Origin of the sequence: Actinobacillus capsulatus DSM 19761 (assembly GCF_000374285.1) — a bacterium.
GTDB lineage: Bacteria > Pseudomonadota > Gammaproteobacteria > Enterobacterales > Pasteurellaceae > Actinobacillus > Actinobacillus capsulatus.
The window spans coordinates 118,335-131,402 of the sequence record NZ_KB893935.1; the positions used below are offsets into that span (position 1 = coordinate 118,335).

The 13,068-nt window shown below is 39.5% G+C and carries 11 protein-coding genes; 6 read left to right on the forward strand and 5 right to left on the reverse strand.

Annotation, left to right across the window (positions count from 1 at the left end; all coding sequences use genetic code 11):
- Nucleotides 1-8: 8 nt before the first annotated feature.
- The 4 genes from C228_RS0105510 to C228_RS14315 all read left to right on the forward strand — a co-directional run bounded on the left by C228_RS0105510 (nt 9) and on the right by C228_RS14315 (nt 2,439).
- Complete coding sequence (locus tag C228_RS0105510; RefSeq protein WP_018651685.1) at nt 9-1,190, forward strand: aspartate aminotransferase family protein; 1,182 nt, start codon at nt 9-11, stop codon at nt 1,188-1,190.
- A 285-nt stretch (nt 1,191-1,475) separates the two neighbouring features.
- Entirely contained in the window at nt 1,476-1,868 is a 393-nt protein-coding gene (locus C228_RS13905) for a transferrin-binding protein-like solute binding protein (RefSeq protein WP_026313202.1), read from the forward strand.
- Nucleotides 1,869-1,879: 11 nt separating this feature from the next.
- A complete protein-coding gene (locus C228_RS13910; protein ID WP_155877780.1) occupies nt 1,880-2,128 on the forward strand; it encodes a transferrin-binding protein-like solute binding protein in 249 nt (82 codons plus the stop codon).
- Entirely contained in the window at nt 2,119-2,439 is a 321-nt protein-coding gene (locus C228_RS14315) for a hypothetical protein (RefSeq protein ID WP_026313204.1), read from the forward strand. Before C228_RS13910 ends, C228_RS14315 begins: the two co-directional genes overlap by 10 nt.
- Here C228_RS14315 and rho read toward each other — a convergent pair.
- The 4 genes from rho to thrA all read right to left on the reverse strand — a co-directional run bounded on the left by rho (nt 2,402) and on the right by thrA (nt 8,415).
- Nucleotides 2,402-3,664, reverse strand: a complete 1,263-nt coding sequence (gene rho, locus C228_RS0105530; protein WP_005624302.1) for a transcription termination factor Rho — start codon at nt 3,662-3,664, stop codon at nt 2,402-2,404. The genes C228_RS14315 and rho overlap by 38 nt on opposite strands.
- 181 nt (nt 3,665-3,845) lie before the next feature.
- Nucleotides 3,846-4,796: a cysteine synthase A gene (gene cysK, locus C228_RS0105535; protein WP_018651687.1), complete on the reverse strand. Its 951-nt coding sequence runs from the start codon at nt 4,794-4,796 to the stop codon at nt 3,846-3,848.
- 212 nt (nt 4,797-5,008) lie between these two features.
- Complete coding sequence (thrB, locus tag C228_RS0105540; RefSeq protein ID WP_018651688.1) at nt 5,009-5,959, reverse strand: homoserine kinase; 951 nt, start codon at nt 5,957-5,959, stop codon at nt 5,009-5,011.
- Entirely contained in the window at nt 5,959-8,415 is a 2,457-nt protein-coding gene (gene thrA, locus C228_RS0105545) for a bifunctional aspartate kinase/homoserine dehydrogenase I (protein WP_018651689.1), read from the reverse strand. The genes thrB and thrA overlap by 1 nt, the downstream gene beginning before the upstream one ends.
- 394 nt (nt 8,416-8,809) lie before the next feature.
- Between thrA and sodA the strand changes: the two genes are divergently transcribed.
- Complete coding sequence (gene sodA / locus C228_RS0105550) at nt 8,810-9,451, forward strand: superoxide dismutase [Mn] (RefSeq protein WP_018651690.1); 642 nt, start codon at nt 8,810-8,812, stop codon at nt 9,449-9,451.
- An 85-nt stretch (nt 9,452-9,536) separates the two neighbouring features.
- Here sodA and alr read toward each other — a convergent pair whose 3' ends face one another.
- The gene (gene alr, locus C228_RS0105555; RefSeq protein WP_018651691.1) at nt 9,537-10,661 is read right to left on the reverse strand and encodes an alanine racemase; all 1,125 of its coding nucleotides are present in this window, start codon (nt 10,659-10,661) and stop codon (nt 9,537-9,539) included.
- Nucleotides 10,662-10,787: 126 nt separating this feature from the next.
- On the opposite strand from alr, the gene recD reads away from it, so the two are divergent.
- A complete protein-coding gene (recD, locus tag C228_RS0105560; protein WP_018651692.1) occupies nt 10,788-12,728 on the forward strand; it encodes an exodeoxyribonuclease V subunit alpha in 1,941 nt (646 codons plus the stop codon).
- Nucleotides 12,729-13,068: the final 340 nt, after the last annotated feature.

The window sequence follows — 13,068 nt, forward strand, 5'->3', positions numbered from 1 at the left end:
AAGAGAAAATGAGCAGCAACGATATCAAACAATTAGATACGGATTATATCGCACAAACTTACGGTAGATTTAATCTCGCACTTTCACACGGAAAAGGTTGTGACGTGTGGGATTTTGAAGGTAATCAATATTTAGATTTTACTAGCGGTATCGGCACCAACAGCCTTGGTTGGGCAGATGACAGTTGGTTGGCAGCGGTAACTACTCAGGCGGGTAAATTACAGCATACTTCAAATTTATTCTTTACCGAGCCGTCGGGTTTGCTGGCAAGAAGTTTGGTTAAAGCAAGCGGTCTAAAACGCGTATTTTTTTGCAATTCGGGTGCGGAAGCGAATGAAGGAGCAATTAAAACTGCGCGTAAATATAGCCACGACAAATACGGCAAGGGCAGAGCGACCGTACTCAGTTTAGTTAATTCATTTCACGGACGAACGATCTCAACCCTTGCAGCAACAGGACAAGATGTATTTCATCAACACTTTTTCCCATTTACACAAGGTTTTGAACATACGCCAGCTAACGATTTAGATGCTTTACACGCACGCCTTGAAGAAAATGATGTGTGTGCGGTGATGTTAGAAGTGGTACAAGGCGAAGGCGGAGTTTGTGCATTAGATGCCGAATATTTACAAGGTGTACAAGCGATTTGCCAAGCCAAAGATATCATTTTGATTATTGATGAAGTACAAACCGGTATCGGACGCACCGGAAGATTGTTTGCTTATCAACATTTCGGCTTACAGCCGGATATTATCACGCTTGCCAAAGGGTTAGGTGGCGGTTTACCGATCGGCGCTTTTATACTGGGTGAAAAATGCCAAAATACATTGGGTAAAAGTGATCACGGTTCAACCTTTGGTGCGAACCCGGTTTGTTGTGCGGCGGCGAATGCGGTGTTAGCCAAAATGGATGAAAAATTCCTTGCCGATGTTACGGCTAAAGGCGAAAAATTACGCGCAGCATTACTTAGCTTACCAAAAGTAAAATCGGTTTCCGGCTTAGGTTTAATGCTTGGTATTGAGTTTGAAGATGGTGTAAAAGCCGGTGATGTGGTATCGAAAGCAATAGAAAAAGGCGTATTAACGCTCACGGCGAAAACCAAATTACGCTTATTACCACCATTAATTATTTCAGAAACACAAATAATGCAAGGTGTTACTGTGTTAAAAGAAGTATTAGAGACACTATAAGTTTTTTCCTTAGCTTTTAAATAAATCCCTTTTAAGTTTATGACTTTTAAGGGATTTTTTATTTATATCGCCTTTAATTGATGATAACTACAGCTTTTTCAATTATTTCAAAATATCTTAGTAAATTTTCTTACTCGGATAGATGCTAAAAATACTTTAGAAGGCGGATTCTACGGACAGAACGTGAAGGAGTTAGTTGGTAATTGTTAGCGTCAGACCAATCACTCTTTGCTGTTTTTGCAGCAAAATAAGCGGAGGGAAAAGCAGCAATGGAAACTAAATTTGATGCTCGACGAATTTAGTTTAGGCGGCTTGCAGCAGGCAGAAATCGATACATTTGGTCAGGCTGTTCAACTGATCGTTGATGGTAAGGTAATATCATTATTAAACCCAAATACGGAACATAAAATTGCAAATAAATCTGTAAAAGTAACCGCTTGTTGTAACAACTTGGCAAATACGAAATTTGGTCTATATAAAATAGATAATCAAGCAGAACAGTTATTTTTAATAGGAGAACGTACAGCGGTTAATGCAATTTCTAAAACCAGTGGATTTGAATATAAAACAAGTTGGCAGGAACAGTTAGTTAGTCAAGACGGTTCCGTAAAGTGGCCTCCTTCAAAGCGAGACTCTATGTCGATTTTGCTTAAAAACGATTCAAGACGGATTTGGTGATAATACGCAAAATGGTACGATCATTACTTTTTAATGATGGAAAAATAGATAAAAATGGATTTTGCGGTGTAGTCAAAACTACATCTGAAGGATTTAAAGTAGATGCTAAAACATTGCACACTGATGCTACAGTTTCAGGTAGATTTTATGGTGCTGATGCTCAAGAAATGGGCGGTAGCTTTATCAATAACACAAATAGTCAAGATAAGGCTGTTGGAGTTTATCAGATCGTATTTTCTTTGGCGATAAATTGGATTTAGGTTTAGGTGTACGTTATGACTATCATCGCTTTAAATCGGATGATGATTGGATAGATGCAGGTAATTTTAACGGTGATTTTGGTGTATTGGAAGTAAGCTATTTTGATAACCGCTATAGAGATTTGAGCGTCAGTGCAAAAGAAAAAGGGCTTGATGGTATACAATCGAGGTCACGCAAGTTATGTCGCTCCGGGAAGAAACTATGTGCTAAGTTTAGAGGTCAAGTTCTAGCGCAGATAAGAAAAAAGCACTCAAAAGAGTGCCTTTGTTTTTTTATGAACGTTTCATTACTTCGAAAAATTCTTCGTTAGTTTTTGCAACGCTGAGTTTATCGATTAACCATTCCATTGCTGCTACTTCATCCATTGGATTCAGTACTTTACGTAACATCCACGCATTACGGTGTTCTTCCGGTGACATTAATAAGTCATCTTTACGTGTACCGGAACGGTTAAATTCAATTGCCGGGAATACACGACGTTCTGCAATTTTACGAGAAAGGTGTAATTCCATATTACCAGTACCTTTAAACTCTTCGAAGATAACTTCATCCATTTTCGAACCGGTATCAACCAATGCGGTTGCGATAATGGTTAAGCTACCGCCTTCTTCTACGTTACGAGCTGCACCGAAGAAACGTTTTGGTCGGTGTAATGCATTTGCATCCACACCACCGGAAAGGATTTTACCTGAAACAGGGGTCACGGTATTGTAAGCACGAGCAAGACGAGTGATTGAGTCTAATAGAATAACCACGTCTTTCTTGTGTTCTACCGAGCGTTTTGCTTTTTCAATTACCATTTCCGCAACTTGTACGTGACGTGTTGCCGGTTCGTCAAAGGTTGAAGCAATTACTTCACCACGTACGGTACGTTGCATTTCAGTAACTTCTTCAGGACGTTCATCAATCAGAAGTACGATCAATTCACATTCTGGGTAATTATGCGTAATACTTTGCGCAATATTTTGCAGAAGAACAGTTTTACCGGCTTTCGGTGGAGCAACGATTAAACCACGCTGACCTTTACCAATTGGAGATGCTAAATCAAGAATACGTGCGGTTAAGTCTTCAGTTGAACCATTGCCTCGCTCCATTTTTAAACGTGAGTTTGCGTGTAATGGGGTTAAGTTTTCAAATAAGATTTTACTACGAGAAACTTCAGGTTTGTCATCATTAACAAGATCAACTTTTAATAATGCAAAGTAACGCTCGCCTTCTTTTGGTGGGCGAATTTTACCTTCGATTTTATCACCGGTTTGAAGATTGAAACGACGAATTTGACTTGGTGAAACATAGATATCATCAGGACCGGCAAGGTATGAACTATCTGCCGAACGTAAGAAACCGAAACCATCTGGAAGAATTTCTAATACGCCTTGGCCAAAGATATCTTCACCGCTTTTAGCGTGTTGTTTGAGAATTGCAAAAATAATGTCTTGTTTACGTAAACGAGCTAAATTTTCTAAGCCCATTTGATTTTCACCCATTTCGACAAGTTCCGAAACCGGTGTATTTTTTAATTGAGTAAGATGCATAGGAAATATATTGATTATGAAAAAATAGATTGGAAATCTGTATGATACGGAATACCGTAATTTGACGGTAGAGGATTGTACAACAAAATGCCTAAATTTGCAAATTTTTTGCGAAATTAAACCGCTTGTAAGATAGCTTTAGAAAGAAAGTGCCGGAATTTTACCGGCATGTATGAAAAACTTAAATTTCCACACCTTCAAATAATAAGGTACTTAAATAACGTTCTGATGCAGATGGGAGAATTGCAACAATTTGTTTATCGGCAAATTCAGGTAATTTTGCAAGACGATCAGCCGCTGCAACCGCTGCACCGGATGAAATACCGACTAAAATACCTTCTTCCGCCATAATTCTGCGTGCGGTTATGATCGCTTCTTCGCTAGAGACTTGCTCAACACGATCAATTAGACTTAAATCTAAGTTTTTCGGAATAAAGCCTGCGCCAATACCTTGGATTTTGTGTGGACCCGGTTTGACTTCTTTGCCGCTTAAGGTTTGAGTAATCACCGGTGATTCTTTCGGTTCAACCGCAACAGAAAGAATTTGTTTACCTTGATCTTGCTTGATGTAACGAGAAATACCGGTAATCGTACCGCCAGTACCTACGCCTGCTACAATTACATCCACATGACCTCCAGTAGCATTCCAAATTTCAGGGCCGGTTGTTTGTTGGTGAATTGCCGGGTTAGCTGGGTTTTCAAATTGTTTTAAAATCACATAACGATTCGGATCGCTTGCCACAATTTCTTCCGCTTTGGCAATTGCACCTTTCATACCTTTGGCACCTTCGGTTAACACAAGGTTAACGCCTAAACCACGTAATAAACGTTTACGTTCGGTACTCATGGTTTCCGGCATGGTAAGCGTGATTTTATAGCCACGCGCCGCTGCAACATAAGCCAATGCGATACCAGTGTTGCCACTGGTTGCATCTACGATTTCTTTACCTTCAGTTAAGATACCGTCTTTTTCTGCTTGCCATACCATATTGGCTCCAATGCGGCATTTTACGCTAAAACTTGGATTACGAGATTCAATTTTTACTAATAAATTGCCATTTTGACCAAAGTTTTTTAAACGAACAAGTGGGGTATTACCAATAGTATAAGAATTGTCTGCATAGATAGTCATAGTTGTTATTCCTTTAGTATGAATAAGAGATTAAGATGAGAATACGTTATTTTGGATAAAGATGTTAGTGGTGAAAATTCATTAAATATAACAGAAAGATATATAGCTTGAATCACCTAATAATAAGCGGTTTTAGGACATAAAAAAGCGGTCTAATCTTACAAATTTTTTGCAAAATTAGACCGCTTGTAACAAACTAAATTAACAGATAATTATTTCAACTCTCGTGCGCCTTGATTATCTACCTTACAAATGTGGATAAATCCTTCATTGTTTTGCAGATATTCTTTTTCAAGATAAGCAACCAGTTTTTGTGCGTGTTCAAGATCCGGAGCGATTGCATACATTGTCGGACCGGAACCGGAAATGCCCACTGCTAATGCACCTAAGTCTTTACAACCTTGGCGAACAACAGGGAAGTTTGGTAATAAGTTTTCACGATACGGTTCAGCAATCAGATCTTTCATCATTGTTGCAGCCAAGATGTCTTGATGCGTATGGCAAGCGTGTACAAATGAGCCAAGATAACGTGCTTGTTGGATCATATCTTGACGAGTATAGTTCTTCGGTAAAATTGCACGAGCTTCTGCAGTTGAAACTTCAATTCCCGGATAAGCTAACACCCAATACCATTCATCAAAGAACGGGATTGTTTGGCAAATATTACCAAGCGATTGGGTCATTAACTGTAAACCGCCTAAATAACACGGTGCGACATTATCGTAATGGATTGAGCCGGAAATACGTCCTTCCAATTCCCCCATCATTTCTAACAATTCCATTTTTGAGAACGGTTCGTCATGGAATTTATTTAACGCAACTAATGCCGCCACGATTGAACAAGCACTTGAACCTAAGCCCGAGCCAATCGGCATATTTTTTTCAAGGGTAAGACGTAAGTTTTTAACCGCACCGCCACGTAATTTTAAACGTTCGCTAAATAATACGTAGGCTTGATAAACGATATTTTTTTGTGGCTCTTTCGGTAATTTACGTACGAAATAACCGGCACTTTCCAACTCAAAAGTGGTTTCGCAATCTTCAATTTGTACTACGTCACCGAGTAATGAACCATCAATCGGAGATATTGCCGCACCTAAAGAATCAAAGCCTACGCTAAGATTAGCACTAGAAGCGGGAGCATAAATTCGTAACATTGTCATTAGTTTGCGCCTCCTTGAAGTGTGCGAAGAATATCGGCAAAAATACCCGCGGCAGTTACATCAGTTCCTGCACCATAACCCCTTAATAAGAGTGGAATCGGGCTGTAATAACGGGTTAAGAATGCAAGCGCATTTTCACCGTCTTTTACTTTATAAAGCGGATGGTTTTCATCGACCGCTTCAATTGCTACACGGCATTTATCACCGGTAATTGAACCTACATAACGTAATACCTTACCTTCCGCTTTTGCTGCTTGGACACGTTGCGCAAATTCCGCATCAACTTGCGGTAATACTTTTAAGAATTCCTCTTTACTCATGCCTTCAGAGAAGCCTTTCGGTAATACGCCTTCCACTTCAATATCGTCAAATTCCAATGCTAAACCGGTTTCTCGAGCAAGAATTAACAGCTTACGTGCTACATCTGCACCGGAAAGATCATCGCGGGGATCCGGTTCGGTAAAGCCTTTTTCTTTTGCAGTTAAAGTTGCTTCCGAAAGACTTAAGCCTTCATCCAATTTACCGAAGATAAATGAGAGTGAGCCGGATAAAATCCCTTCGAATTTTTCTACTTCATCACCGGCAGCCAGTAAATTCTGTAAGTTTTCAATCACCGGTAAGCCTGCGCCTACATTTGTTTCGTATAAGAATTTATGCTGACCTTGGCGAGCTGCATCACGAAGCTCTTGATAATATTGATAACTACCTGTATTTGCTTTCTTATTTGGGGTAACGACGTGGAAGCCCTCTTTTAAGGCACGGGTATAAAGGTTTGCTACAGATTGTGCTGCGGTACAGTCAACAAATACCGGATTAACCACGTGATGTAATTTGATGAATGATAATAAAACATCAAAGTCAGAAGGCTGGGTTGCCATTTCTAAATCATTTTTCCAGTTATCTAAATTTAAACCGTTTTCATTGAGTAACATTTTATCGGCATTTGCTAATGCACAAACACGGATCTCAATATCCTTCTTTGCTAAGAAATCTTTTTGTTGTTTGATTTGTTCAATCAACTCGCCGCCTACGCCGCCAACACCTACAAGGAAAACATCAATCGATTTTTTATTGCTAAATAGACCTTGGTGAGTTGCTTTTACCGCTTCAATCGCTTTATTCATCGGTACAACTGCAGAAATTGAACGCTCTGATGAACCTTGTGCAATCGCTACAATGCTGATATTCGCTTGTGCAAGCGATGAGAAGAAGCGAGCCGCAACACCTTTCGCTGTACGCATACCATCGCCAACAACAGAAATGATAGAAAGTTCACGAATCATATCAATCGGATCTAAATCGCCATTTGCAAGTTCTTGAGCAAATTCCGCATTTAAACAAGCGGTCGCTTTTTCAGCAAATTTTGCAGGTACACAGAAGCTGATGCTGTATTCAGAAGAAGATTGGGTAATTAAGATCACCGAAATACCAGCTTTTGACATAGTAGAGAATACGCGAGCGGCCATACCAACCATACCTTGCATTCCTGAACCCGAAACGTTAAACATTGCAACGTTATCAAGGTTAGTAATACCTTTCACTTTTAAGCCGTCAGTCGCTACGTTGCCATCAATCAATGTGCCTTTTGCATCAGGATTTGCGGTATTTTTAATTAAGCACGGGATATTTAACGGTACTAACGGACCGATGGTACGAGGATGAATCACTTTGGCACCAAAGTATGAAAGTTCCATCGCTTCTTGGTAACTCATTGATTCTAAACAAATCGCTTCCGGTACTAAGCGAGGATCGCAGGTATAAACACCGTCCACATCCGTCCAAATTTCGCAACAATCCGCTTTTAAACAAGCAGCTAAACACGCAGCGGAATAGTCAGATCCATTGCGACCAAGCAATACGAGTTCGCCGTTTTCATTGCCAGCGGTGAAGCCCGCCATTAAAACGACATTTTTCTTTGGAATTGAATTTGCATCAACACGTTTGGTTGATTCGGCAATATCTACCGATGATTCTAAATAGCTACCGTGAGCTAATAATTTTTCAACAGGATCAATACGAGTAACGTCGTAGCCTTTTGCTTCGAACCACGCTTGCATCATTGCAATCGATAATTTTTCACCACGACAATGAATTGTTGCAGCGACATTATCCGGCAATGCTTTTGTTTTTGCCGCTTCACTTGCAACACCTTGAATTTGGGTCAGTTCCGCTTCGACTAGTGCTAATAAGCCTTCACGATCTACATTATTATTTACTGCATATAAGCCATTGATAATATTATGGAAAATTTCGGTCGCTTCTTTGAGATTGGTTTCAAAAGATTCGCCTGCAATCGCTTTATCAACAATCGCCACAAGGTGGTTGGTAATTTTAGCCGGTGCAGAAAGCACACCTGCCGCTTGGTCTTTTAAGTGTGCTTTTTCGATGATATCGGCCGCTTGCATAAAGCGTTCCGGGTTAGCAAGCGACGTACCGCCAAATTTAAGAACTCGCATAGTTTCTCCTGATGTTTAGTTTGATGTTTGCAATTTGGATATAAAAAAACCCGCTTATAATGCGGGTTTGGTTGATTCTTTCCGTTTTACTGGTACAGACACCCGCACTATGCTTTATACATAATGGTAATAGTGCTGCCGGTGGTAATAATAAAACGATTCATATTATCTGTTTCTGTATGGTTAATTAAAACGGTGATCTATGGAGAGAATGGGGGAAAGCGTTTGCTTTGTCAATGGCTTTTTGCGGAAATAATGTTCAGTTATAACAGGAAAGAAGTAAAAAGATTAAAAAATAACATTTTTTTGATTTAGATTAAAAAATGGTGCTTTTCTAAACGCTTTTTGGTATATTGCATCTGATTTTAATAAACCTAACAAAAAGGACCCTAAAATGGCATATCAATTACCAGAATTAGGCTACGCTTATGATGCGCTAGAGCCACATTTCGATAAAGCAACGATGGAAATCCATCACTCAAAACACCACCAAGCATATGTAAATAACGCAAATGCAGCATTAGAAGCTCACCCTGAGCTTTTAGAAAAATGTCCAGGCGCGTTAATTAAAGACTTAAGCCAAGTTCCGGCAGAAAAACGTACAGCGGTACGCAATAACGTTGGCGGCCACGTAAACCATACTCTTTTTTGGAAAGGTTTAAAAACCGGTACAACTTTACAAGGCGCATTAAAAGATGCGATCGTTCGTGATTTCGGTTCGGTAGAAGCATTCCAAGCAGAATTTGAAAAAGCAGCAGCAACGCGTTTCGGCTCAGGTTGGGCATGGCTAGTGGTTGAAGACGGTAAATTAGCGGTTGTTTCAACGGCAAACCAAGACAACCCGGTAATGGGTAAAGAAGTTGCAGGCGTTTCTGGTTACCCACTTTTATGTTTAGATGTTTGGGAACACGCTTACTATTTAAACTACCAAAACCGTCGTCCGGACTACATTAAAGCATTTTGGAACGTAGTAAACTGGGATGAAGCGGCTCGTCGTTTCGAAGAAAACGGTTCACACTGCGGTTGTGCAAAATAATTGAGTAAATTACTCAAAGCTATACAATAAACAAGCGGTCGTTTTTGCAAAATTTTTTGTAAAAACGACCGCTTATTATATTGGATTACTTATATTCAAAAATTACGCGAGGTGTAAGCTTAGTAATCAATTCATAACTGATTACACCGATATGTTGTGCGACTTCTTCGATCAACAGATCTTTACCCCAGAAAATTACTTCATCACCGACTTTATCTTGACTATCCGCACCAAGGTCAACAGTCAACATATCCATCGAAACTCGACCGACAATCGGCACAATACGTCCGTTGGCTAAAACCGGCGTACCTTCCGGCGCATTGCGGGGATAGCCGTCACCATAGCCCATCGCTACCACGCCTAATTTTGTATCTTTATCACTCACCCAAACACCACCGTAACCAACCGGTTCACCTGCTTTATGCGTTCTCACCGCAATTAAAGAAGATGCGAGCGTCATAACCGGTTTAAACCCTAAATCAGTGATTGGCGTATAGTGCGGGGAAATGCCGTGCATAATAATACCCGGGCGCACCCAATCATAATGAGCTTGTTTCCAATATAAAATACCGCTTGAAGCAGAAATACTGCGTTCGTGTGTTGTATAGGACGCTGTTGCCGCTTCAAACGTAGCGATTTGTTTTTCGGTATAACCGCAATCAGGTTCGTCTGCTCGACTGAAATGGCTGACAAAGCTAATACGTTCAACCAAAGGACAGGCTTGTAAACGTTTGTAGAACATATCAACTTGCTCAGGATGTACGCCAAGACGGTGCATACCGGTATCAATCTTCAACCAAACATTGACCGGAAAGTAAATTTTCGCTTTGCGCTTCCAAAAGCCTTTTTGTTGCTCTTGTTGCCATTCTTGCGCAACTTGTTCTAGCAATTCCAATTGTTCTAAACAATGTACAACCGTATCAAAGCGGCGAGAGAGGGTTTTTAACAATTCTTCACGGTCAAAAAAACCTTCTACCAGTAAAATTTTGCCAGTATAACCAGATTCTTGAATTTCTAATGCTTCACGTAAACGTGCTACGCCGAAACCATCCACTAAATCAGCAAGTGCACCGGCAGCCGGTAATAGCCCTTGACCATAAGCATTGGCTTTGATCATGGCGAGAAGTTTCTGATGAGGAGCGAAAGTTTTGATCAGCTCAATATTGTGGCGAAGCGCAGATTGGCTGATGGTTGCGGTAGCGGGTTTCATTTGTTTCACTTTTTATTTGGAAGTCGTTAATAATAAAGCGCAATTATACGCCCGATGAGAATAAATGGACAATGTATAATGAAAATTAGATAATTTGAGTATGTATTCGTTCTTATTTTAATAGCAATGTTAACACTCCTCGAAACGCTTAAAGCGGAAAATCACCTCTCTGAACTAAATTATCAATTTGCCAAAATGATTGCGCATAAGCAGCAGGCATACAATTATAATGAACAGCAACAAAATCTCGCTATTTTATTAGCTGCATTGCTTTCATATCATGTTATGCAAGGACATACCTCATTACGACTAGATTCAAATTCGGCACAGTCTTTTTTTGGATTGGAACATAAAAAATTAGGGCGTGATTTTCAGAATGAGATTTTGCAAAAAATAGGCGAAATCTCACCGCTTGAGTGGCAAGATATATTGCATGAGCATATTGCATTTAGTCATTCTCCAATGAAAATTTCCCCAATGCTATTTCAGCATGGCTTACTTTATTTTTATCGTTATTGGCAGGCGGAACATAACATCGCCCGATATTTACAACAAGCGGTCGAATTTCCGGAAGAATTTGCAAATACTGATTTGGACAAACAAATTCTTTCTGAGCTTTTTCCAGAAAAAACAACGGAAATTGATTGGCAACAGATTGCGGTTGCCACCGCATTGCGGCAACGTTTTTGTGTGATTTCCGGTGGTCCGGGAACAGGAAAGACAACAACAGTTGCTAAATTATTAGTTGCTTTACAGACTCGCCAATATCGTCAGCAGAAATCCGTACTTAATATTGCGCTGGTCGCTCCAACCGGTAAAGCGGCGGCACGTTTGAAAGAATCAATTAGTAATAGCTTTGAAAAGATGCAACTTACATTTGAGATTCCTACCTATGCCTCAACGATTCATCGTTTACTCGGTGTGCGTTCCAATTCAGATACACCGACATACCATGCGAAAAATCCGTTACATCTTGATTTATTAGTAGTGGATGAGGCATCAATGATCGATTTATCGTTAATGGAAAAATTAATGAATGCATTGAAGCCGAGTACTCGTTTGATCATTTTAGGTGATAAAGATCAGCTTGCTTCAGTAGAAGCCGGTGCAATTATGGGAGAACTCGGTGAGTTTGTACAACAAGGGTATAGCTCGGCACATTGCGATTATCTACATAAGGTAACAGGTTATTCATTGAATGAACAAGCTAATGTATTACCTATTTGTGATGCTCTTTGTCATCTACAAAAAAGTCATCGCTTTAGTGAGCATTCTGGTATCGGGCAATTGGCTACATTAGTGAATCAGCAGAAAGAGAATGAGTCTTGGCGGATTTTTACTAAATCCCAAACGGATTTAGTCTGTATCAAATATCCTAGTACTACTCAATTTACAGAAAAACGCCAGTGGGTTCAGCATTGTGTCAATTTAGTGGTTGAGAAAGCAGTAGAGCACTATCAGGTGTATCTAAAATTGGTACAACAACGCGTGAGTAATCCGAATAAGATCTCAGTGAATGAAATTTTTGAAGCGTTTCAGAAAGTGAGATTTTTATCTGCTTTGCGTGTGAGTGAATTAGGCAGTGAGCGTTTAAATCAGAGCATTGCGGAAGCATTAAAAAAAGCTCGCCTACTTAATTTCGCTTTCAGTCGTGATAGTTATGCGGGAAAACCGATTTTGATTACACAAAATTCCCCTCAAAATAATATTTATAGCGGTGATATCGGTATCATTTTACCGGATGAACATAATCAGCTAAGAGTCTATTTCGATACGAAAGTAGAAAATATCCACTTAAGTTTGTCACTTAGTCGTTTGCCTGAACATGAAGTTGCATACGTCATGACGGTTCATAAATCACAAGGTTCCGAGTTTGAGCATACTTTCTTTATTATGCCGTTAAACAGTGCGCCGGTTATCACTAAAGAACTTATTTATACGGCAGTCACTCGTGCGAAAGAGACATTTACTTTATTTAGTGAAGAAAAAGTCTGGAAGTTAGGTGTAAAAGCGAGTATACAACGTCAAAGCGGCTTGCAAGAACAATTAAAGAACATGTTTAGTTAATTTAATACACGATTTGTATCAAATATGTTCTTTTAATCACTTTTTCAAGATTTTTTTGCAAAAAGTACTTGCAAGGATTTCATATTTCTCTATAATGCATGCCACACAACGACGCACTGTTGTGAGAAATTAGATTTAATGCAGTGCGTCGTTGTTTTTTGTTCTTTAACAATTTATCAGACAATCTGTGTGGGCACTTGTTGATTGACTTAATTAAAAAATATTTTTGATTTTGAAGTCTTAATAGGTGCTTAAACTAGAAATTCATTTTTACTTTAGAAGTAGAATGTAAACTTAGCTAAGCAGTTTATTGAGCGATTAAACTTTTTGAATTGAAGAG